Consider the following 22,426-nt stretch of genomic DNA (forward strand, 5'->3'; position numbering starts at 1 on the left):
CATTGGTTGAAACGGCATTGTACCCCTTGAAACTTTTTTTTAAAGTAGCGCACCGATTGGCAGCAGACCAAAAGGCCACACCAACACAACGATACGGAGACAACGTATGACGATCACGACACGAGCGATTTCGATCTCGGCGCGCCTGTGCCGCCTGGCGCTGGGCACAGCGGTACTCGCCGCAGCAGCCACCGGCGCCTACGCCCAAAGCAATTACCCGGCCAAGCCCATCCGTTTGTTGGTGCCCTTTCCGCCCGGCGGCGGCACCGACATGATTGCCCGCGCCGTGGCGCAAAAGGTTACCGAGAAGAATGGCTGGAATATCGTCGTGGACAACCGCCCCGGCGCCGGTGGCAACCTGGGGGTGGACGCGGCCGCCAAGGCCGCGCCCGATGGCTACACACTGGTGATGGGCCAAACCAGCAACCTGGCCATCAACCCGGCGCTGTACAAAAATCTGCCCTACGACCCGCTCAAGAACCTGACCCCGGTCGCGCTCGTCTCCTCGTCGCCAATCCTGATGGTGAGTGGCGCAGGCACCCCGCTGCACTCGATCGCCGAAGTCTTGAAGTCTGCGAAAGCCAAGCCCGATACCGTCACCGTGGGCTATGCCGGCAATGGCACCGTCGCCCACCTGGCCGTCACCCAGATCGAGCAAGCCACTGGCGTCAAGCTGCGCCATGTGCCCTACAAAGGCATTGCGCAAGCGATCACCGACCTGTCCGGCGGCCAGATCGACCTCTTTGTTGGATCGATCCCCTCCCTGATCGGCCAGGTGCGCAATGACAAGCTCCAGCCGCTGGTGGTGACCTCCAAGCAGCGCTCGGGCGAGTTGCCCTCCACGCCAACGATGGCCGAGTCCGGCAGCAAGGGCTTTGAGGCCATTACCTGGTTTGGCATCCTGGCCCCGGCCGGCACGCCAGATGCGATCGTGCAAAAGCTCAACAAAGCCATCAATGCCGCGCTGGCCGAGCCTGATGTGGTCGAGAAACTGCGCTCCGAAGGCGGCGATATCCTGGGCGGCAGCGCGCAAGATTTTGGCAAGCTGATGCATGCCGAAGTGCCCCGCTGGGCCAAGATCGTCAAGGACTCAGGCGCCAGCCTGAACTAAGGCCGCAAGCACACCGGCCCGCGCCCAGCCCCCCTCCCCCAACACCACCCCGTTCACCCAGAGCCCGCGCCATGCACCGCGATAGCTTGGCTGTGCCCGTCCGTTTCTCGGCAGGTACCGCCGTACCCTCCACCCCGCTGCCCGACGGCGCCTGCGACTGCCATATCCATGTGTATGACAGCCGTTATCCCAGCGCAGAGGGCGCCAGGCTGCTGCCACCCGACGCCTCGGCGCAGGACTACCGCGCGCTGCAGCAGCGCATCGGCACCACGCGTGCCGTGCTGGTCACCCCCTCCACCTATGGCACGGACAACCGCTGCATGCTCGAAGGCCTGGCAGCGCTGGGCAGCCAGGCCCGGGGTGTGGCGGTGATCGACGGCACGGAGAGCGATGCCCAGCTGCAGCGCCTGCACCGCCTGGGCGTGCGCGGCGTGCGGCTCAACCTGTCGCTGGGCGTGGCGGGCACGGTGGCGGCGCTCAGGCCGCTGGCCCAGCGCATTGCTCCGCTGGGCTGGCACCTGCAGCTGTTGATGGCGCCCGATCTGCTGCTGGGCCAGGCGGCCGTGCTGCGCGAGCTGCCGGTGCCGTTAGTGTTTGACCACTTTGGCCGCATCGCGCCGGCCATGGCGGGCAGCGCTGCGCACGGTCTGCTGCTGGAGCTGCTGCAGCGCGGCCAGGCCTGGATCAAGCTGTCGGGCGGCTACATCGTCAGCGACCAGCACAGCGTGGAAGACCCGGCGCTGGATGCGCTGGCCGCCAGCTACCTGCGCGCAGCGCCCCAGCGTGTGCTATGGGGCAGTGACTGGCCCCATGCCACCGCGTCGGCCGGTGTGCAAGCCATGCCCGATGACGCGCGCCAGATCGACCGCCTGGCCGACTGGGCGCAGCACAGCGCAGGCAGCGGCACCCTGCAGCGCGTGCTGGTCGACAACCCGGCCGCGCTCTACGGCTTTGGCCCCTTGGCCGATTCATAAAACACTTCGGAGACTGACATGACCACATTCCTAGCAACTACCCCCTCCCTACAGCGCGCACGCCGCGGCCTGCTTGCCGCTGCAGGCGCAGCGCTGCTGGCCAGCCTGGGCGCCACGCCCGCGTTGGCCCAAGGCGACTGGCCTGCCGGCAAGGTCATCACCTGGGTCGTGCCCTACCCGCCCGGTGGCAGCACCGATGTGCTGGGCCGCAATGTGGCGCAGCGCATTGGCACGGCGCTGGGCACCAACGTGATTGTGGAAAACAAGGCGGGCGCCACCGGCACCATCGGTGCGGCCTGGGTCGCCAAGGCCGCGCCCGATGGCTACACCTTGCTGGGCACCTCGATCGGCCCGCAGGCGATTGCGCCGCACCTGATGGGCAAGCTACCCTATGACCACATTGCGGCCTTCGAGCCCGTGGCCATCCTCGGCACCATCCCGCACATGCTGGTCGTGGGCGCCAAGCAGCCCTTCAAAACGGTGGCCGATCTGGTCGCTGCCGGCAAGGCCCAGCCCGGCAAGCTGGCCTATGCCTCGGGCGGCAACGGCACCATCTTGCAGATGCAGGGCGAGCTGCTGCAGCAGCAGACCGGCGCCCGCTTTATCCACATCCCCTACAAGGGCGACACCCCGGCCTTGCAGGACACCCTGGGCGAGCAGGTGCAGTTCATGTTCGCGCCCGTAGCCGCTGCACTGCCCCATGTGCAGGCCGGCAAGCTGCGTGCGCTGGCCGTTACCTCTGCCAAGCGCCTGCCTGCGCTACCTGATGTGCCGACGATGGGCGAAGTGGGCATGAAGGACTTTGTCGTCGAGCAATGGCAGGCCGTGTTTGCGCCGGCCAAGACGCCCCAGGCCGTTGTGCAGCGCCTGAACCAGGACATCAACCAGGCATTGAAAGACCCCGCCGTCGTGGCACTGGCCGACAAGCTGGGCATCAGCCTGGTGGGTGGCACACCCCAGCAGCTGGGCGCGCTGCAAAAGGCCGATTCGGCCAAGTGGGCCCAGGTCATCAAAGACGGAAACATCAAGGCCGAGTAACCAAAGCCGATAAGGCGCCAGCCATTCCCGACACCCCATTTTTTTTATCCCTCCCAACGGACCAACACCATGAGCCAACTTCCCGACATCATCCGTGACATCGAGCGCGTCAGCGCCGACGTCGTTGCCAAGGCCAGCAGCTTCCAGGCCGCCATTCTGGCCGACGTGGCCGGCCGCCGCGGCACCATGCATGCACGGGTGGCACCCGTCCACCAAAACATGCAGGTCGCAGGCCCGGCCTTCACGGTCGAGGTGCGCCCCGGCGACAACCTGATGATCCATGCCGCCATCGCGCTGGCCAAGCCCGGCGATGTGCTGGTGATCGATGGCAAGGGCGACCAGACGGCCGCGCTGATGGGCACCTTGATGCTCAGCGCCTGCAAGAAGCGGGGCCTGGCAGGGGTGATCGTCGACGGCGCGATCCGCGACAAGCTCGAAATCCTGGAGCTGGACTTCCCCGTGTTCAGCGCCGGCTTCAACCCCGCTGGCCCCACCAAGTTTGTGCCCGGCCGCATCAACCACCCGATCTCGGCCGGTGGCACCACGGTCAACCCGGGTGACCTGGTCGTGGGCGACGCCGATGGCGTGGTCGTGATCGAGCGCGCCAAGGCGCCTGCGTTGATGGCCCTGGCCGACAAGAAGGTGGCCGATGAAGCCGCCCGTATCGACGCCATTGCCCGTGGCGACACGGCATCGAAATGGCTGCCTGCTGCACTGCGTGCGGCCGGCGTGCTCCAGGAAGGAGAATCGCTGTGAAACCCGCCATCATCGTCACCGGCGCCGATCTGGCGCAGCAAGCACTGAACCTGCTTGGCGGCTACGAAGTCATCTACGCCGGCAAGACACCGACCGAAGACGACCTGGTCGCGCTGGCGAGGCAATATGACCCGGTGGCCATCATCGTGCGCTACGGCAAGGTCGGCGCAACGGTCATGGATGCGGCCCCGTCGCTCAAGGTCATCTCCAAGCACGGCAGCGGTACCGACACCATCGACAAGGTGGCCGCCAAGGCACGTGGCATCGAGGTCGTGGCCGCCGTGGGCGCCAATGCTGCGGCCGTGGCCGAGCAGGCCTTGGCGCTGCTGCTGGCCTGCGCCAAGTCCGTCGTGGCGCTCGATGCACGCATGCATGCCGGCCACTGGGACAAGGCCACGCACAAGAGCCTGGAGCTGGGCGGCCGCACCATTGGCCTGGTAGGGCTGGGCGCCATCGGCCTGCGCTTTGCCAAGATGGCCGATGCGCTGGGCATGCGCGTGATCGGCTTTGACCCCTTTGCCAAGAACCTGCCAGCCTATGTGCAGAGCGTGGACCTGGACACCCTCTGGCGCGAGGCCGATGCGATCTCGCTGCACTGCCCGCTGACGGAAGAGAACCGGGGCATGCTCAATGCCAGCAGCCTGGCGCAGTGCAAGCGTGGCGTCATCGTTGTCAACACCGCGCGCGGCGGGTTGATCGACGAGGCTGCCTTGCTGGACGCCGTGCGCGCAGGCCAGGTGATGGCTGCGGGCCTGGACAGCTTTGCGGTGGAGCCGATGGCTGCCGGCCACCCTTTCCAAGGCGAGCCGCGCTTTGTCCTCAGCCCCCACATCGGCGGCGTGACGAGCGACGCCTACGTGAACATGGGCGTGGGCGCGGCGGAAAACCTGCTGGCGGTGCTGGCCAAGGCGCCGGCAACCGCATAACCATGGCCAGCGAGGCCCGCAGCTGCGGCATCCGCTGGCATTGAGGAGACAAGAACATGATGAAGAAACATCGCCCAGCACAGCGCGCCGTACAAGTGTTGATCGCGGGCCTGGCGCTGACGGGGACTGCCTGCTTTGCGCAGGCCCCCACCTACCCCGCCAAGCCGGTCCGGCTCATCGTAGGCTTTGCCGCAGGCGGCCCCACCGATGTGGTGGCACGCGCCTTTGCCGACTACGCAGGCCGCACCCTGGGCCAGCCTTTTGTGGTCGACAACAAGCCCGGCGCCAACACCATCCTGGCTGCGCAAGCGGTGGCCAGTGCACCGGCCGATGGCTATACCTTGCTGTTTGCCGCCACCAACCACACGATGATTCCGGGCCTCTACAGCGGCCGGGTCAAGTTTGATGCGCTCAAGTCCTTCCAGCCGCTGTGCACGGTCGCGACCAGCCCCACGGTACTGGTGGTGCAGCCGGGCCTGCCGGTCAAGAGCCTGGCCGATTACATGGCGCGTGCCCGCAAGGAGCCCGGGCGCACAACGGCCGGCACCGCCGGCATGGGCAGCTCCGGCCACTTTGCGACCGAGATGTTTGCGCGCGCCAATGGCCTGCAGCTGAACCATGTGCCCTACAAGGGCGCGGCCCCGGTGGTCACTGATCTGATGGGCGGTCAGCTCGACAGCTCGTTCGCCACCTTGGGCTCGGTGCTGCCGCAGATCAAGAGCGGCAAGCTCACGGCCCTGGCTGTCGCCTCGCCCAAGCGCTCGTCGCTGCTGCCCGAGGTGCCCACCTTTGCCGAGGCTGGTGGCGGCAAGTACTCGGCCGATGCCTGGTATGGCGTGATGGCGCCCGCCGGCCTGCCCGCCGCAATTGCGCAGCAGCTGGAGAAAGCCGCCCGCGACTTTGCCGGCAACGCCGCTACCGTGGACAAGCTGCACAGCCTGGGGCTGGACGCCGACTCGACCTGCGGCCCGGCCTTTGGCAGCCAGGTGGCGCGCGAGGTGATGACCTATACCCAGATTGCGCGCGAGCTGGATCTCAAAGCCGATTGATCCGGACACTGCATCCAACCCCATACCTATACCTATCTTCAGGAGACACCATGCCCCGCTTTATCCAACCCCTGATCGCCGCTTGCGCGCTGGCCGCCAGCATCGCGCATGCCGCCTTCCCCGAGCGCCCCATCACCATCGTCGTGCCCTACGCCCCGGGCGGCGCGGCCGATGCGGTGGCCCGTGTGCTGGCCACGCGCATGGGCAGCAAGCTGGGCACCAGCGTGATCGTGGAGAACAAGGCTGGCGCCAGCGGCACCATTGGCGCAAGCTTTGTGGCCAAGGCCAAGGCCGATGGCTACACCATGCTCTACGACGCGACACCCTACTCGATCAACCCGCATCTGTTTGCCAAGATGCCCTATGCAGCCAATGCGCTGCAACCGCTGTCGCTGGTGCTGCTGGCCCCCAATGCGCTGGTGGTCAAGGCCGAGTCGCCGCTGAAGAATGTGAACGACCTGATCGCCAAGGCCAAGGCCGAACCGGGCAAGATCAACTTCGCCTCGGGCGGCAGCGGCACCGTGCAGCGCCTGGCGGCCGAGCTGTTCCGCCAGAAGCTGGGCCTGGACATGGTGCATGTGCCCTACAAGAGCGGTGGCCCGGCGATTGCCGATGTGATGGGCGGGCAGGTGGACTTCATGTTCGCCACCGTGGCTGCTTCCTACCCGCTGGTGAGCGGCGGCAAACTGCGTGCGCTGGCCGTGTCTTCGCCCCAGCGCTCGGCGCGCCTGCCGGAGGTGCCCACGGTGGCCGAGACCGTCATCCCCGGCTACGAAGCCTATGAATGGAATGGCGTGCTGTTGCCCGCTGGTACGCCAGATGCTATCTCCCAGCAACTGTACCAGGCGATTGCCGAGGTGCTGAAGGAGCCTGAAGTGCAGCAACGCCTGTCGGACCTGGGCGCGCAGCCCGTGGGCTCGACACCGGCAGAGTTCAGCGCCTTTCTGAAAAAGGAAGATGCCAAATGGGGCGAGGTGGTGAAAAAAGGCAATATCAAACTGGACTGATTCCTTCCCGCTGGCCGCCGCTGCTGCAGCGGCCAGCCCCGCACCATAAAACGCCCCCACCGAGATGACCTTGCCTGATCTCACGACCCCTGTCCCGCATTCGGTTGGCCTGGACCGACCCACGCGCACCTTGCCTGCGCTGGCCTGCGACAGCCATATGCATGTCTTCGACAAGCGCTTTGCGCCGTCGGCACACTGGCCGCGTACGCCACCCCATGCGCCGGTGGCGGCCTACCGGCAGCTGCAGCAGCGCCTGGGCACCTCACGCACGGTGGTGGTTACGCCATCGACCTATGGCACCGACAATGCTTGCACCCTGGATGCGCTTGACCAACTGGGCAACAGCGCACGCGGCGTGGCGGTGGTGGATGCGGCGGTGAGCGATGCCGAGCTGGCGCGCCTGGCGGCGCGGCGCGTGTGCGGGCTGCGGGTGAACTTTGTCTCGCCCCAGTCCTGGGGCACGACCACGCCCGAGATGCTGCAGACCCTGGCGCAGAAGCTGGCACGCCACCCGGACTGCGCTGGCTGGCATATCCAGGTGTTTGCCGAGCCCGCGCAGATCATCGCACTGCAGCCAGTGCTGCAGCAGTTGCCGGTGCCCTTGGTGATCGACCATCTGGGCCGCATGGACCCGGCCGAAGGCGCATCGGCCAAGGCCTATGGCGTGCTGCGCCGTCTGCTCGATGGCGGCCATTGCTGGGTCAAGCTCTCGGGCGCCTATATGCGCTCCCAGGTGCATGGCCCCAGCTATGCCGATACCGTGCCGCTGGGCCGCGCGCTTGTGCAGGCCGCGCCCGAGCGTCTGGTGTGGGGCTCTGACTGGCCGCACACCACCGAGCGGCCGGGCACCGTCAACGATACCGACCTGGTCCATCTGCTGCAGGCCTGGTCGGTGAGCGATGCGGTGATGGACCGCATTCTGGTGGACAACCCCGCCCAGCTTTATGGCTTTCGGTCTTGCTAAACCCTGGCAAGATCCTGCACACCCCTACCGTTTTTGATGCCAAAAAGGCCGCCCCATGTTTTTGCTGCAATCCCCTGAAGTCCGCACCCTGGACACCTTCAGCGCCATGCCCGAGTCCTTTCGCCGCCGTGAGCGCAGCGCCTGGGCTGATGCCAACCGGGGCGGCGCGATAACAGATTCGTTTTTGGAAGGCCCGGTGTTTGACGAGGCCGGTAACCTCTATGTCAGCGATATCCCCTGGGGCCGCATTTTCCGCATTGATGCGCAGGGCCAGTGGAGCCTGGTCGCAGAGTACGACGGCGAGCCCAATGGCCTGAAGTTTCTGGCCCCCGGCAAGCTCTTGGTCACCGACTACAAGAACGGCCTGATGCAGCTGGATACGGCCAGCGGCGCGGTAAGCCCTTACCTGGAGCGCCGCAACAGCGAGAGCTTCAAGGGCGTGAACGACCTGATTTTTGATGCGGAAGGCAACCTGTACTTTACCGACCAGGGCCAAAGCGGCCTGCATGACCCGAGCGGGCGCCTCTACCGCCTGCGGCCCCATGGCCAGCTTGATCTGCTGCTCAGCAATGTGCCCAGCCCCAATGGCGTGGCGCTGTCACCCGATGGCCGCGTGCTGTATTTGGCAGTGACGCGTGGCAACTGCGTCTGGCGCGTGCCCCTGCTGCCCGATGGCAGCGTCGCCAAGGTGAGCCAGTTCTTCACCTCGTACGGGCCCAGCGGCCCCGATGGCCTGGCTGTCGATGCCCAGGGCCATGTGCTGGTGGCCAACCCGGGCTTGGGCTATGTCTGGGTGCTGAACCACCTGGCCGAGCCGGTGCAGGTGCTGTGCGGCATCAAGGGCAGCTCCACCACCAACCTGGCCTTTGGCGGCGCAGAGCGAAAGCAGCTGTTTGTCACCGATTCGACCTATGGCCGCATTTTGACGACCAGCATGGCCACGCCAGGCATGCCAATTCACCAAGGGGTCTGAACGCGGTCTCGGGCGATCCGCTGTGTTGTCTTTCTTGTCCATAGCTTGCTATGGACTGCAAAAGACGCCTTGCGTCTCATCCCGATCCGCGCCCATCCCATTAGGCACAGCTTTGGCAAAGCGTACCTAGCGCAGCGTAAACGCAAAGCGCAGCGTGTCATTGGCCGCCTGCGCCGGCACGCTGGCATGCACCTCATTCGGGTAGCGCTGCAGCCGCACGCGCAGGCCCCAGCCGGAGAGCGCTTCCAGCCGCTCGGCCAGCATGCGGGCCGATTCCGGATCGCCATCGGCATCGCGGTCGCCCACGACTACCATCAGGCGGCTGGTGGCGCCGACCTTGCCGGCCTGCACCTTGTCGCGGAACACGCACTCCTCCTCCAGAATATGCTGGCCGTTCCACTCCATCGAGGGGCTGGCGGCCACAATCGCCTCAAAGGCCTGGGGGCGCTCGTACAGCGCGTAGAGCGCAAACAGCCCGCCAAAGGAATGGCCAAACAGCGACTGCCGCTCCAGGTTGACGGGGTAGCGCTGGGCGATCTCGCCGCGCAGCTTGCCGGTCAGAAAATCCAGAAACGGCGCGCGCGCACCGCTCTTGTACTTGGCAAAGGCCCGCACCTCGGGCGACAGCGGCTCGCGCAGCTGGGCCGTGTAGTCGGCCATGCGGCGCACATCCCAGGGCTTGTCACCCGGGTAGCCGACGCCCACAATGATCGCCTTGCCCACGGGCAGGTAGTCCTGCACCCAGCGCGCCTGCGCGAAGGAGCCAAAGTAGGCATTGCCATCGAGCACATAGAGCACCGGGTAGCCGCCCTTGGGCGGCTCGCCCTTGTCGGGTGCCGAAACAAAGATGCGGTAGACCTCACCGTTGTCCGATGCCATGTCCCAGACCTGGGTGGCGGGCATTACATAGGGGCTGGCGGGAGTTGCTGTGCTGCTGGGCGTGGCCGCAGCGGGCGCGGTGCTCTCCTGGGCGGTTGGCTGCGCCCGGGCCTGCGGTGCCGTGGCCAGCAAGCCGGCCAGCAGCGCCGCGCAGGCGCTTGGGTAGAGGGTGGGCAAGCGCATGGGTGGCTTAGAAATCATGGCGCAGGTTAGCACTGAACTTGCGCGGCTCGCCAAACGGCGCATACTCGCGGCCATACAGGTGGCGGTAGCTGCGGTCGGTCAGGTTGCTGACGACCAGGTTCAGCTGGGTCTTGGGGGTAATACGGTATTTGGCGTTCAGGCCCACCAGCACCAGCGCGCCCTGCTCGATGGTCCAGGCATTGGCACCCGAGCCGCCGTTTTTATAGGCCTTGCTGGTGGCAGCCACATTGCCACCCAGCGACCACTGCGTGCCCGGCAGCTGGTAGTTTGCGGCCAGGCGCATGCTGTGGCGCGGCTGCTCGGTGCGGAAGCGCTGGTCCTTTTGCGGGCCGGCCACATACTCGGCACTGGTATAGGTGTAGCCCGCAGCCAGGTTCAGCTCGCGGCTCACCTGGCCGTTTACGCCCAGGTCAAAGCCCTGGCTGACGACCTTGCCCGCTGCCGTGTAGCAGGCGCCGCCGCAGGCATTGCTGGGGTTGTTGGGCACGGAGGAATCGAGCACCGCCAGGTTGGACTGCGCCAGGCGGAACACGGCGGCCGAGACATTGAGGCGCTTGTTCAGCAGCTCGCCCTTGATACCCACTTCGTAGTTGGCGCCCACCACTGGGTCGAGCACATTGCCATCCTGGCTGCGGTTGGTCTGGGGGTTGAAGATGTCCGAGTAGCTGGCATAGGCCGAGTACTGGGCGTTGATGTCATACACCAGCCCGGCATACGGCGTGACCACGCCCTTCTCCTTGGGCGCCACAACACCGGTCAAGCTGTTCTTGCGCTCGTAGTTGCTGATGCGGGTGCCGGTGATCAGCTTGAGCGCGTCGGTCAGGCTCCAGCGCGCGACGCCATAGACACCCATATTGCTGGTCTTGGTCTTGCTGGTCGATGCGCGCAGGCCATCGGGGATGGGGCCCAGGCCTTCGGGATCAAAGGTGTAGACATTGATCGGCGTGGTGGACGAGTAGCCGGTGCCGGCATTCTCATCACGGTAGCTGGTGCCGTTGACGCCCAAGGTCAGCTCATGGCGGCGGCCCAGAAAATCAAACGGCCCCGTCGCATAGACATCGACCACATTGGCGTGCATCACCGAGGTGTAGTTGCGCTGGCGGCTGCCGATGAAGAGGCCATCGCCGGTCACAGGGTTCAGGTTGCCCGAGAGACTGCTGAAGTTCTCGATATCGTTGTTGGTCTTTTGCCAGGCGTAGTTGGCCTTCAGGCTCCAGGCGCCGGCCAGCTGCTGGGCCAGGCCCACGGTGTAGATGTTGTAGTCGCGCACCGAGCGGTGGTCGGCATCGCCCCAGAAGGACGAGCGGGGCAGCCCGGCATCGCTGCCATCGGCCGCCAGCGGCACGCCAAAATGGCCCCGGCTCGTGTCCTTTTGCAGCTGCACGCTGGCGCTCAAGGTGGTCGTGGGGCCCAGGTCGGCCTCGACAATGCCGTAGCCCGCATAGCGGTCGCGGTAGACATAGTCGGTAAACGACTCGCTGTTATCGGCCACGGCCACCAGGCGGCCCCGGATCACGCCCGAGTCGATCAGCGGGCCCGACACATCGCCCACCAGGCGCCGCTCTTTCCAGGAGCCCAGCTGCACCTCGCCCTGGGCCTGGAAAGTGTCGGTCGGGCGCTTGAGCACCATGTTGACCGTGCCGCCCGGGCTGCCAGCACCGGCCATCAGGCCGGCCGCGCCTTGCAGCACCTCGACCCGGTCGACAAAGGCGCTGTCGAACTTGGGCGAGCGGTTGCCGCTGTCGATGCCCGAAGGCGTGGCCATGCCATCGACCTGGGCCTGCATGCTAAAGCCCCGGCTGTAGTAGTTGGCGCCAATGCTGCCGCCATCGACCGCAAACACGCCACTCACTGCGCGCAGCGCATCATCGACCGAGGTCATGCCGGCGTCGTCCATCTGCTGGCGGGTGATGACCGTCAAGGTCTGCGGTGTTTCGCGCTGGCTCAGGTTCAGCTTGGAGCTGGTGCTCGAATGCGCCGCCGCATAGCTGCCACTGCCCTCGGTGGTGCCACTGCGCTGGACCGCGGCCGTCACGGTGACCGTGTTCAAGGTCATGTCCGATGCCCCAGCCGCACTGCCCGCTGCCGCAGGGTTGGCCGCCGGCAGCTTGCGCAGCACATAGGTGGCGCCCCCTTGCTTGACCACCTCAAAGCCGCTGCCGCGCAGCAGCTGGGCAAAGCCCTCCGCCTCGCCATAGCTGCCTTGCAAGCCACCGCTGCGCAGCCCCGCCAAGGTGGACTGCTCAAACACCAGCTGCACTCCTGCCGTTGCCGCGTACTGCGCCAGCACATCCGACAGCGGGCCCGCTGCAATCGCATAGCTTTTGGCGCCGGCGGCCGGCTCTGCCGCCAGGGCCCAAGGTGCTGCCAGCGCCAGGCCTGCGGCACTGCCGCCAACCAAGGTGGCACGGATGGCGCCATGCAGCAAAGCCAGGGCAAAGCGCTCGCGGTGCCGGCTGCGGCGATGGGAAGAGAGAGTCATGGTTCGTCGTCCTGGTGATCTGGAAAGAAAAGAGCGGCACTGCATAGCGCCATTGCCCTGTACACCGAACGAGATCCAAAAAGTGATCACCTGAAGCGAAAAATAGTGGGGAAAATTTTCGCGGTGGCAAAATCCGGCTGCAGCGGGCTGCAAAACAAGCAGCGGTGGCCGCAAGACAAGCAGCGGTGGCTGCAGAACCTGCGGCTGTGGTGGCCAGCCATGCACACCCCAGCAACGCCCCTGTCGCTCTGGTGATGCCCCCAATACGCCCGTCAGCAAAGCGTAAGATCACGCAGATACATTTTGTAATACAAAGCAGCAAACGGTCTGTGCGTGGCGCTTCCAGCAGCACTGCGCCGCCATCAGCCAGCCGCACAAAGACAGGCATCCATCAGCAAACCAGGACAGGGGGAGACCATGGCAAGACGCAAGAAAAGCAGTGGATTGGAAGACATGCTGGACCTCTTGGCGCTGCTCCCCTGGTGGATCTGTGTGGCACTGGCGGGAGCGAGCTATGTGTTCCTGCACCGGCTGGCGGTCGTGCCGCCAACGGCTGACCTGGCAGGCCGCCCCGCCGAAATGATGGCAGCCGTGGTCCAGAAGGGGCTCATCTTTGGGCTGGCGTCCATCGGCCAATACCTGCTGCCCTTGATGTGCTTGGTGGCCGCTGCCATGTCGGCCTGGCGCCGAAAGCAGCGCCAGGCCCTCGTCAAAGGCGTGGTGCAGGCGCAGGATGTGGCTGTGCTGGGCGACATCAGCTGGCGCGAGTTTGAACTTCTGGTGGGCGAGGCCTACCGGCTGCAGGGCTTTCGCATCATCGAGCTGGGCGGCAACGGGCCCGATGGCGGCGTGGACCTGGTGCTGCTCAAGGGCAGCGAAAAATTCCTCGTGCAGTGCAAGCAGTGGAAGGCCCAGCGTGTGGGCGTTGCCACTGTGCGTGAACTCTATGGCGTGATGGCCGCCAGGGGCGCGACGGGCGGCTTTGTGGTCACCTCCGGCCGCTTCAGCAACGACGCCCAGGCCTTTGCACGGGGTCGCAATATCACCTTGGTCGATGGCCCCCAGCTGTTGGCGATGGTGCAGCGGGCGCGGCAATCGCTGGTGAATGGCCCCAAGGCTACGCAAGCCAGCGGCACCTCGGCTGCATCAACCGCGCGCACCAACGTTGCGACGGCCTCGGCTGCCGCCCCCGTTGCAGCCAGCCCTGCCCCTGCCCAACCCAGCTGCCCGCGCTGCAGCGCCGCGATGGAGCTGCGCACCGCACGCCAGGGCGCCCATGCCGGCAAGTCCTTCTGGGGCTGCTCGACCTTCCCGGGTTGCCGTGGCACGCTTGCGGCGGCGTAATGGCTGCATGAAGGTTTTTCCATGCGCTTGTTGTCCACCTCTCGCAATGCAGGCGGTCGCAACCTGCAGCGCTCGCTGATACTGCTGGCCCTGGTCTGCTGCGCCGCGCCTGCCTTTGCGCAAAAGTCCGTGTACCGCTGCGAAACGGCTGGGCGCGTGAGCTACTCGGATGCGCCTTGTGTGGGCGCTACGGAAATCGACACCACGCCTACCCAGGGCATGGACAAGATGACGGGCAAGAGCCGCAAAGGCAATGACGTGCAGCGTGCCGAACGCAACGCTGCCTTTGCAGAAGCCATCCAGCCCCTGTCAGGGATGAACGCCGATGAGTACCGGGTGTACCAGCACCGTTTCAAGCTCAGCCCCGCCGACAAGCTTGAATGCGCACGGCTGGACAACCGCCTGCCAGCGCTCAAGCAAGCGGTGCAAGCAGCAGCGGCGAGTGACCTGGCCCAGGCCGAGGTCGATCTGTACAAGGCGCGCAACCGCTTCAATGATCTGAACTGCTAAGCGCCCGCTGCGGCAGACACGGCCAACTGCTACTTTGCACGGCGGTCTCTCAAAGATTCAACGCCAACTCCGGCCCCTCTGCCCAGGAGACACAGGTACACATCGCATGGCCGCGCAAGGCAGGCGCAATGCTGTCGCGGTGGATGGGGGTGCCACTGACCACCTCGGTCAAACAAGCGCCGCAGACACCGCGCCGGCACTCATAGCCCGTCCAGGCACCTGAGGCCAGCAAGGCATCGAGCAGCGATTGGCCGGGCGCCACATCGATGCGCTGGCCCGACTGCACCAGCGTGACCCGCAATGGACCGTCGCTGGCATCGGCAGCCGCACCAAAGCTCTCGCTGTGGATGCGCTCGGGCGCCCAGCCCAGTTGCGCTGCAGCGGCGCGCACGGCGCCCACCAAACCGGCAGGACCGCAGACATAGACCTGGCTGCCGGGCACTTGCGCGGCCAGCAAGCCGGGCAGGTCCAGGCTGCTGCGGCCGATATGGGTCTGGCCAGGCAGGCCGGGTGCCAGCGGATACTGCCGGGTGGCGTCGTGCACGATCTGGTGCAAGGCAAAGCGCTGCCCTGCTTGCTGCAGATGCTCGGCCATGCTGAGCAACGGCGTGATGCCGATGCCGCCGCCGATCAAAAGCGTGTACGGTGCATCGGGCTGCAGCGCGAATTCATGGGCCAGCTCCAGCACACGCACCGGGTCCCCTACGGCCAGCTGGTCGTGGATGAACTGCGATCCGCCCTGGCTCTGCGCGGTGCGCAGCACGGCGATGCTGTAGTGGTCCAGTGCCGGGCCGGTGTGCAGCAAGGAGTAGCGCCGCACGCGGCCGTCCATATCCAGGGCGATATGCGCGCCGGGTTCTGCACCGGGCAGCATCTGGCCTGCGGCGTGGCGCAGCACCAGACGCACGATGTCGGTGGCGATGGCTTGCTTGTCAGCAACCACCAGGTCCAGGCTTGTCAGGGGTTCCATGGGCATTCTCAAGGGTTGTAGGGCGAGGCTTCCAGCAGGCGCCAGCGCTGGGGCAGGTTCAGCGGCGTGCTGCGCCAGCTGTCCACCTGGAACTCGATCCAGCGCCCGGTTCCTCCTGTCTGGTCGATGTCGGCATCGACCCCAAAATGGGCGCGCGCATGGCCGGTCAGCTGCAACTGGCGCGCGCCTTCAAAATCTGGAAAGACCAGGCCGCAGCGCGACTCCAGCTCCAGATTGCCCAAGGTGTTGAACATGCTGTTGCCGTTGAAATCGGGGATGCGCAGCACCCGGCCCTGTTGTTGCACAAAGCCGGGCCGGCCTCCCCGGTGCGATACATCGGCCTCGCCGCTGGGGCCCAGGCTGGCGATGAACAAGGTGTCGGCGCCCGCGATCCAGGCCGAGGTGGCCTCGTCCAGCAGCGTGCCCGAGGTGACAGCGGTACTGGTGCGGTGCTCGGCTGCCGCTTCTGCCTCCAGTGGCAGCAGCTCGCGCTTTTGGATATAGCGGGGGCAGACCGGAAAGGCCTGGCCCACCGCCACCGCCAGTGCCTGCGCCGATGCCTGCGCTGTTACCTGGCTGACATGGCCATTGATGCGCAGGCGCCTGCGGGTCTGCAGCTCGATCAGCAGCACGGCGATGGATTGCGCGGGCTGCAGATCGGCGATGGGGGCCATGCGGGCCAGCACGCTCTGCGGGTCGCTGCTGGCCACCTGCAGGCTGCGCAGGTCATCGCTGGCCTGCACAAAGCCGGGCTCGCCACTCAGCATGCAAGCCCACATGGCGCCTTCCGCATCGGCTGCGCCCAGCACGCACCAGCGCTGCTGGCCGACAAAGTTGCGCGCTGCCGCCGGAATGCCGGGGCTGATATTGCGGCTGTTGATGAGCGCAGTGCCGCGCTCGCCCGTGCGCTGCTGCACCAGGCGTTCGCCAGTGTGAAAGATGTGGTCATCCATAACGGCTCCTTGGTGGCGGCAGGGTCGCAAAAGCTGTCAGCCAGGCGGCTTAAAAGGTCACCAAGGTGTGGCCCGCGTCCAGGTGGCGCGACAGATCCAGCACGCCGGTGGTGCCAGGGATGGTCTTGTCGCGCACCAGCGCAATGCCGGTGGGTGCCAGGCCTGCGCCCGCACCAAACACGTCGGCGCAACCGCCGCAGGCAACGATGTGGTCCAGCACCGCTTCATACAGTGCATGGCCGGGGTGTTCTGGCTTGACCAGTTCGGCAGGCCAGCGCACGCCCGTGCCTTGGAACACCAGGTCAAAGTCCCGGTTCTTTTCCTTGAGCTCATAGGCCAGGAACAGCGCGTTCACGACACGGCCCAGCGCTTCTTGCGTGCCGGATTGGGGATCGGAAAAAACAACGATGACGGTTTTCATAAATAGTCCTTTCGAGGACGGCGTAGTGACAAAACTGGAGTTGCCGTCTCGGAAGCAAATTTATCTATTTACTCAAACTTGATAAATGCCAGAGAATTGATTTGATTCTTCCACTTTTTGCAGCAATTACCCCCACCATGGACCGCCTCCACGCCATTGATGTCTTTTTGGCAATTGCCGAGCAGGGCAGCCTGACCCGCGCTGCCGAGGCGCTGGAGCTGTCCCTGCCCAGCGTGGTGCGCACGCTGGCTGCGCTGGAGAAGCACCTGGGCGTGCGCCTGTTCAACCGCAACACGCGGCGCCTGGCCATCACCGACGAAGGCCGCGCCTACCGGGTGCATGCGCTGGCCATCCGCGCCGCAGTCGCCGAGTCGGAGCAGGCCATGAGCCGGGCGCAGGCCGAGCCCTCGGGCAGCATCAGCCTGACGGCCTCCGTCAAATTTGGCGAGCTGCATGTGGCCCCGCTGGTGGCCAGCTACCTGCAGCGCTACCCGCAGGTGGAGGTGCAGCTCTTGCTGCTCGACCGCGTGGTCAACCTGGTGGAAGAAGGTCTGGACCTGGCCGTGCGCATTGCGCCGCTGCCCGATTCCAGCCTGGTGGCGCGCCATGTTGTGGACATCCACCAGGTGATTGCCGCCAGCCCTGCGTTGGTTGCCGCCTGCGGCATGCCCCAGCAGCCGCAAGACCTGGCTGCGCTGCCCTGCATCGAGTTTGGCGGTGTGGGCGACGCCAACCTCTGGGAGTTTGTCAGCCAGGGCCGGCCCGAGCGCGTCAAGGTAAAGGGCCGCATGCGCTGCAATACCGTTGGCGGCAATATCGCCGGCTGCATTGCCGGCCAGGGCTTTGGCCGCTTTCTGCACTACCAGGTGATGGATGCGATTGCGCGCGGCGAGCTGGTCCGCATCTTGCCAGGCCACGCCCCCGCGCCTCGCCCGCTGTCCCTGGTCTACCCGAGCAAGCACCATGGCACGGTGCGGGTGTCGACCCTGGTTGAGCATTTGGCTGAGCAGCTGCGCGCGCGGCTGGGGGAGTTTGCGCCTTCTGCAGAAAAGCGCTGAAAGGCTGGGCTGCAGCAGCGCCGCTAGTTGGCCGTCGCGCTATCGGCCAGCTCGCCTTTGAAGCGCCCCGCCAGGTGCTCGATAAACGCCCGCACCACCGGTGGCAAGCCCCGCCTGGTGGTGAACACGATATGCACAATGCCTGTCTCCGTGCGCCATTGCGGAAACACATGGACGAGGCTGCCGCGCTCGAGCTCCTTGCTGCAAAAGTGCTCGGGCAACAGCGCAATGCCCAGGCCAGCCAAGGCCGCTGAGCGCAACGCGCCAAAATCGGCGCAGGTCATGCGGGGCGTGTGGCTGATGACGCTGGGCTGGCCATCGCCATCCCAGAACTCCCAGCTGATGGTGCCGGTCTGCTCGGTGCTGGCCAAGGTGGGTAGCTCGCCCAGCAGCTGCAGATCGCCTTTTTGGCACTGCTTGGCCAGGCTGGGCGCAGCCACCAGAATGCGGTTTGAATAGCCCAGCGTGCGCATCACCAGGGCGGCGTCGGTCGTCAAGCTGGTGCGCACGCGGATGGCCACATCGATGCGCTCGTCGATCAGGTTGACGGGCCGATCGGCGGCCACCATCTGCAGCTGTGCCTTGGGGTAGGTCTGCAAAAAATCGGTCAGGGTGGGCGAGAGGATTTCCATCAGCCCCAAGGGGCAGCTGCAGCGCACGACACCATGGGGTTCGCCCAGCGCATCGGACACGACGGCATCGGCCTGCTGCACATCGAGCACGATGGTGCGGCAGCGCTCGTAAAACGCCTGGCCCACCTCGGTCACCCGAAAGCGCCGGGTGGAGCGCTCGATCAGCCGCACACCCAAGCGCGACTCCAACGCCGCAATGCGCCGGCTCAAGGTGGACTTGGGCATGCCCAGCGCGCGGCCTGCTGCGGCAAAGCCGCTGTGCAGCACCACCTCGGCAAACAGCGCGTAGTCGTTGATATCTCGCATGGGCCTTATCCCCGCTTTGTCTCAATATTGGAACAATGATATCCACTTTACCCGTCTACCGAAAACTTTGTTCCACCTGCATCATTACATCACTGCGACGAACGGTTCGGCGCACACCTCAAGGAGTAGGAAAAATGGAACGCAAGTTTGACAACAAGGTCGTCGTAGTCACCGGTGGCACCAGCGGTATTGGCCTGGCCACCGCCAAGAAATTTGCCAGCGAAGGCGCCTATGTGTTTGTCACCGGCCGCCGCCAGCAAGAGCTGGACAAGGCCGTCCAGGCGATTGGCCCCCGCGCCACCGGTGTGCGGGCCGACATGTCCCAACTGGCCGACATTGACCGCCTCTACGACGCCGTGCAGCAAAGCCATGCGCAAATCGATGTGCTCTACGCCAATGCCGGCGGTGGCTCGATGCTGCCCCTGGGCGCCATCACCGAGGAGCACTTTGATGCCACCTTTGGCACGAATGTGAAGGGCCTCGTGTTTACCGTGCAAAAGGCTTTGCCGCTGCTGCGCGATGGCGCCTCCGTCGTGCTGACCGGCTCGGTCGTCGGCTCCACCGGCACCGCCGCCTTCAGCATCTACAGCGCCTCCAAGGCCGCCGTGCGCAATCTCGCCCGCAGCTGGACCTTGGATCTGAAGGAGCGCGGCATCCGCGTCAATGTCGTCAGCCCCGGCCCCATCCGCACCCCTGGCCTGGTCGAGCTGGCTGGCAACGATGCCGCGCAGCAACAAGGCCTGCTGGACTATATGGCCAGCCAGGTGCCGATCGGCCGCGTCGGCGAAGTCGATGAAATCGCGGATGCGGTGCTGTTCCTGTCTTCGCCACAGGCCAAGTTCATCGCCGGCACCGAGCTGTTTGTCGATGGGGGGATGGCGCAGGTTTGAGGCAAGCTGACGAATCCACGCCCAGACAAAAAAATGCCAGCTCGGTTGGCGGAGCTGGCTGAAGGCCGGTAAGCGAGAGAGCGCTTGGTCCACCGGCGAGGAGACAGGCAAGCGGGCACGGGGCTCGCTTGCGTATGGATCAAAGGTCAGGGCATCAGAAGGCAGCAGGGCGCCATTTGAGCAGGCGTTTTTCCAGGCGGGTCAGCAAGAAGTCGGCGCCCAGGGCCACCACCGCCAGCACGATCATTGCGGCGAACACGCCACTGGCGTTGAACGCGCCCTGCGCGGTGGAGATCAGCAGGCCGATGCCTTCCTTGGCGCCAAGGAACTCGCCCACCACGGCGCCGACCAGCGCAAAGCCAAAGCTCACATGCAGGCTGGCCAGAATCCAGGACATAGCCGATGGAATCACCACCGACAGGGTGACCTGGCGCGGCGATGCACCCAGAATCTGCGCATTGGCGATCATGTACTTGTCGGCTTCACGCACGCCCTGGAAGGCATTGGCAAACACCACAAAGAAGACCATCACGACGGCCAGCGCCACCTTGGACGCCATGCCCAGGCCCAGCGCAATCACGAACACCGAGCCCAGCACCACGCGGGGGATGGAGTTGGCGATCTGGATGTAGAGGGAGAACACATCGGACAGCAGCTTGTTGCGGCCCAGCACAATGCCGCAGATCACACCGGCAATCGAGCCGATCAGAAAGCCGATGACCGTTTCTTCCAAGGTGACCAGCACCTGCTGCCACAGCGGGCCTTGCGATGTGCCATCGCGCATCCATTCGACAATCTGGTTCCAGATCATCGAAGGCATCGAGTAGAAGAAGGGGTCGATCCACTGCATACGGGCCGAGACTTCCCAGCCGCCGAGGACCAGCACCAGCACCAAGAGGCGCAGGCCGATGATGACGGCCTTGCGGCGCTTGATGGCCGCCTGCGCGGCGACTGATTCCTGCGCGAGCGCAGCATCGCTTACGGCAGCGGGGGTGTGGTCTGCTGCGGCCGATGCGGGTACCGAACTGCGCGCGGCGTTGGGGTTCAGGGTGAGTTCAGACATGGTGTGTTCCTTGCCTTGGTTTACTGGATATGGACTTCTTCGCGCAGGTCATCCCAGATGCGCTTGGACAGGTCGATGAACTGCGGGTCGTAGCGCACCTCGCTCATCACGCGGGGGCGCGGCAGGTCGATCTCGTAGACGCGCTTCAAGGTGGCAGGGCGGGCTGTCAGCACAAACACGCGGTCGGCCAGCGCAATGGCTTCCTCCAAATCATGGGTCACAAACACCACCGAGCCGCCGGACGCCGACCACAGGCGCAGCAGCTCGTCCTGCATCAGGGTGCGGGTCTGCATGTCCAACGCCGAGAAGGGCTCGTCCATCAGCAGGATTTCTGGCTGGTTGATAAAGGTCTGCGCCAGCGCCACGCGCTTGCGCATGCCGCCCGAGAGCTGGTGCGGGTAGTGGTTGCCAAAGTTGGCCAGGCCCACGCGGTGGATCCACTCATCGGCGAGCTTGAGCGCCTGCGCACGCGGCGTGCCGCGAAAGATGGGGCCGGCGGCCACGTTGTCGCGCACCGATTTCCAGGGGAAGACGGCATCGGCCTGGAACACAAAGCCGATGCGCGGATCGATCTGCTCTACCTTCTTGCCCATCACGCGCACCTCACCCACTGTCGGCTGCAGCAGGCTGGTGATCAGGTTCAAGGTGGTGGATTTGCCGCTGCCGGTGGGGCCGACGATGGCGATGAATTCGCCCCTGGCCACCGACATCGAAAAATTGCGCAGCGCGAGGGTCGCTGTGCCATCTGGCGCAATAAAGCGCAGCGACACCTTGTCGAATTCAATGGCCGCATCGGCTGGGGGTGCAGAGGTTGCAGCATTTTTGGGCTGCAGAGAACTGGACGGCGCCTGGCTGGCAACCGCCTGGGTGGCATAGGACATGGTGGTCTTCCCTGTGGGTGTGAATTGCGGGCAGCACGGCCTGGCCGCGCTGCTGGGCGGCTTGCGCCGCTTTTTACTTGGCGCTCAAGTAGGCGTTGGAATAGGTCTTGGCCAGGTCAATGTGCGCGCTCTTCACATTGGGCTTGTAGGCCGACAAAACCTTGAGCACGGTCTCTGGGCCGCCTTCGGGCATCTTGCCGTCCTTGGTGTACATCGGCAGCGAGGCCTTCAGCGCCGCCACATACAGCTCCTTGTCATTGCCGTAGTAGTCCTTGGGCATCTTGTCGGCAATCTCTTCGGCGCTATGGCTGCTGATGTACTGCATGGTCTTGCCAAAGGCGCGCGCCAGCTTGGCGGCCTGGTCCTTGTGGCTGGCGGCCCATTCGTTGCGCACATACAGGCTGGCGGCAGGGTAGAGGCCGCCCAGTGCGGCCTGGGTGCCCTCTTCGCTGCGCATATCCACCAGCACCTTGGCGTCGCCGGTCTTGAGCATTTGCGACACGGTCGGCTCGGTGGTCATGCCGGCCTGGATGCGGTCCTGCTTCATGCCGGCGATAAAGGAGTTGCCAGCGCCCACGGGCAGCAGCGAGTAGTCCTTGCTGGCCACGCCTTCCTTGTCGACCAGGTAGCGGGTGAGGAACTCGGTGGAAGAGCCCAGGCCGGTGACGCCCAGGGTCTTGCCCTTGGCATCGGCCATTGATTTGAAGCCGCCTGCCGCTGCCTTGGTGGACACCAGTTCCACCTCACCGGGCACCTTGCAGAACACCGCAATGGCCTGGATCTCCTTGCCCTTGGCCTGCAGGTCGATGGTGTGGTCGTAGAAACCCACCACGCCTTGCACGGCACCGGCGATCAGCTGGTTTTCTGCATCCACGCCGGCAGGCTGCGATTGCAGCTCGACCTTCAGGCCCTCTTCCTTGAAGTAGCCCAGCGACTCGGCCAGCTTGGCGGGCAGGTAGATGATCTTGTTGATGCCGCCCACCATGATGGTGACGGTGTCGTCTGCCGCCTGGGCAGCCGTGCTGGCCATGCAGC

Annotated in this window: 22 protein-coding genes; 13 read left to right on the forward strand and 9 right to left on the reverse strand. The window is 65.3% G+C overall.

From position 1 onward, the window contains the following. Positions 1-106 precede the first annotated feature (106 nt). The 9 genes from F0Q04_RS17040 to F0Q04_RS17080 all read left to right on the forward strand — a co-directional run bounded on the left by F0Q04_RS17040 (position 107) and on the right by F0Q04_RS17080 (position 8,798). Positions 107-1,111: a tripartite tricarboxylate transporter substrate binding protein gene (locus F0Q04_RS17040; RefSeq protein ID WP_182342345.1), complete on the forward strand. Its 1,005-nt coding sequence runs from the start codon at positions 107-109 to the stop codon at positions 1,109-1,111. Positions 1,112-1,182: 71 nt separating this feature from the next. Continuing rightward, complete coding sequence (locus F0Q04_RS17045; protein ID WP_182342348.1) at positions 1,183-2,085, forward strand: amidohydrolase family protein; 903 nt, start codon at positions 1,183-1,185, stop codon at positions 2,083-2,085. Between the two features lie 18 nt (positions 2,086-2,103). Then, positions 2,104-3,123, forward strand: coding sequence for a Bug family tripartite tricarboxylate transporter substrate binding protein (locus F0Q04_RS17050; protein WP_182342351.1), 1,020 nt, complete (start codon positions 2,104-2,106; stop codon positions 3,121-3,123). Positions 3,124-3,192: 69 nt separating this feature from the next. Beyond that, entirely contained in the window at positions 3,193-3,879 is a 687-nt protein-coding gene (locus F0Q04_RS17055; protein WP_182342354.1) for an RraA family protein, read from the forward strand. Next, entirely contained in the window at positions 3,876-4,805 is a 930-nt protein-coding gene (locus F0Q04_RS17060; protein WP_182342357.1) for an NAD(P)-dependent oxidoreductase, read from the forward strand. Before F0Q04_RS17055 ends, F0Q04_RS17060 begins: the two co-directional genes overlap by 4 nt. 56 nt (positions 4,806-4,861) lie before the next feature. Then, on the forward strand, positions 4,862-5,854 hold the full coding sequence (locus F0Q04_RS17065) for a Bug family tripartite tricarboxylate transporter substrate binding protein (RefSeq protein ID WP_182342360.1): 993 nt from the start codon (positions 4,862-4,864) through the stop codon (positions 5,852-5,854). Between the two features lie 50 nt (positions 5,855-5,904). Next, positions 5,905-6,861, forward strand: coding sequence for a tripartite tricarboxylate transporter substrate binding protein (locus F0Q04_RS17070; protein ID WP_182342363.1), 957 nt, complete (start codon positions 5,905-5,907; stop codon positions 6,859-6,861). Between the two features lie 64 nt (positions 6,862-6,925). Next, positions 6,926-7,825 (forward strand): amidohydrolase family protein, encoded by a 900-nt coding sequence (locus F0Q04_RS17075; protein ID WP_182342366.1) that lies wholly within the window; start codon positions 6,926-6,928, stop codon positions 7,823-7,825. Positions 7,826-7,880: 55 nt separating this feature from the next. After that, positions 7,881-8,798: an SMP-30/gluconolactonase/LRE family protein gene (locus F0Q04_RS17080; RefSeq protein ID WP_116924295.1), complete on the forward strand. Its 918-nt coding sequence runs from the start codon at positions 7,881-7,883 to the stop codon at positions 8,796-8,798. Between the two features lie 126 nt (positions 8,799-8,924). Here the strand turns inward: F0Q04_RS17080 and F0Q04_RS17085 are convergent, their stop codons facing one another. Further along, positions 8,925-9,860, reverse strand: coding sequence for an alpha/beta hydrolase (locus F0Q04_RS17085; RefSeq protein WP_182342369.1), 936 nt, complete (start codon positions 9,858-9,860; stop codon positions 8,925-8,927). Positions 9,861-9,867: 7 nt separating this feature from the next. Beyond that, positions 9,868-12,363 (reverse strand): TonB-dependent siderophore receptor, encoded by a 2,496-nt coding sequence (locus F0Q04_RS17090; RefSeq protein WP_182342372.1) that lies wholly within the window; start codon positions 12,361-12,363, stop codon positions 9,868-9,870. Between the two features lie 417 nt (positions 12,364-12,780). Here F0Q04_RS17090 and F0Q04_RS17095 point away from each other — a divergent pair, with 417 nt between their 5' ends. Continuing rightward, positions 12,781-13,707, forward strand: a complete 927-nt coding sequence (locus F0Q04_RS17095; RefSeq protein ID WP_182342374.1) for a restriction endonuclease — start codon at positions 12,781-12,783, stop codon at positions 13,705-13,707. 21 nt (positions 13,708-13,728) lie between these two features. Then, on the forward strand, positions 13,729-14,217 hold the full coding sequence (locus tag F0Q04_RS17100; protein ID WP_182342377.1) for a DUF4124 domain-containing protein: 489 nt from the start codon (positions 13,729-13,731) through the stop codon (positions 14,215-14,217). Positions 14,218-14,266: 49 nt separating this feature from the next. Here F0Q04_RS17100 and F0Q04_RS17105 read toward each other — a convergent pair whose 3' ends face one another. From F0Q04_RS17105 to F0Q04_RS17115, 3 genes are read right to left on the reverse strand one after another with little or no spacing between them, the layout of a single operon-like run. Then, positions 14,267-15,187, reverse strand: coding sequence for a PDR/VanB family oxidoreductase (locus F0Q04_RS17105; RefSeq protein WP_182342380.1), 921 nt, complete (start codon positions 15,185-15,187; stop codon positions 14,267-14,269). Between the two features lie 8 nt (positions 15,188-15,195). Then, entirely contained in the window at positions 15,196-16,140 is a 945-nt protein-coding gene (locus F0Q04_RS17110) for a pyridoxamine 5'-phosphate oxidase family protein (RefSeq protein WP_182342383.1), read from the reverse strand. Between the two features lie 49 nt (positions 16,141-16,189). Next, the gene (locus F0Q04_RS17115; RefSeq protein WP_021026377.1) at positions 16,190-16,561 is read right to left on the reverse strand and encodes a DsrE family protein; all 372 of its coding nucleotides are present in this window, start codon (positions 16,559-16,561) and stop codon (positions 16,190-16,192) included. 137 nt (positions 16,562-16,698) lie between these two features. Here F0Q04_RS17115 and F0Q04_RS17120 point away from each other — a divergent pair, with 137 nt between their 5' ends. Next, the gene (locus tag F0Q04_RS17120; RefSeq protein WP_182342386.1) at positions 16,699-17,619 is read left to right on the forward strand and encodes a LysR family transcriptional regulator; all 921 of its coding nucleotides are present in this window, start codon (positions 16,699-16,701) and stop codon (positions 17,617-17,619) included. 23 nt (positions 17,620-17,642) lie between these two features. Here the strand turns inward: F0Q04_RS17120 and F0Q04_RS17125 are convergent, their stop codons facing one another. After that, positions 17,643-18,557 carry a LysR family transcriptional regulator gene (locus tag F0Q04_RS17125; RefSeq protein ID WP_182342389.1) on the reverse strand — a complete coding sequence of 305 codons (915 nt, stop codon included), beginning with the start codon at positions 18,555-18,557 and terminating at the stop codon, positions 17,643-17,645. 134 nt (positions 18,558-18,691) lie between these two features. On the opposite strand from F0Q04_RS17125, the gene F0Q04_RS17130 reads away from it, so the two are divergent. Beyond that, positions 18,692-19,447, forward strand: a complete 756-nt coding sequence (locus tag F0Q04_RS17130) for an SDR family oxidoreductase (RefSeq protein ID WP_021026374.1) — start codon at positions 18,692-18,694, stop codon at positions 19,445-19,447. Between the two features lie 154 nt (positions 19,448-19,601). On the opposite strand, the gene F0Q04_RS17135 is transcribed toward F0Q04_RS17130, so the two are convergent. The 3 genes from F0Q04_RS17135 to F0Q04_RS17145 form a co-directional block, all read right to left on the reverse strand. Next, a complete protein-coding gene (locus tag F0Q04_RS17135; protein ID WP_116924306.1) occupies positions 19,602-20,510 on the reverse strand; it encodes an ABC transporter permease in 909 nt (302 codons plus the stop codon). A gap of 20 nt (positions 20,511-20,530) precedes the next feature. Beyond that, on the reverse strand, positions 20,531-21,391 hold the full coding sequence (locus F0Q04_RS17140) for an ABC transporter ATP-binding protein (RefSeq protein ID WP_116924307.1): 861 nt from the start codon (positions 21,389-21,391) through the stop codon (positions 20,531-20,533). A gap of 73 nt (positions 21,392-21,464) precedes the next feature. Then, positions 21,465-22,421, reverse strand: coding sequence for an ABC transporter substrate-binding protein (locus F0Q04_RS17145; RefSeq protein ID WP_182345754.1), 957 nt, complete (start codon positions 22,419-22,421; stop codon positions 21,465-21,467). Positions 22,422-22,426 lie beyond the last annotated feature (5 nt).

It is taken from the genome of Comamonas koreensis (assembly GCF_014076495.1).
GTDB classification, from domain to species: domain Bacteria; phylum Pseudomonadota; class Gammaproteobacteria; order Burkholderiales; family Burkholderiaceae_C; genus Comamonas; species Comamonas squillarum.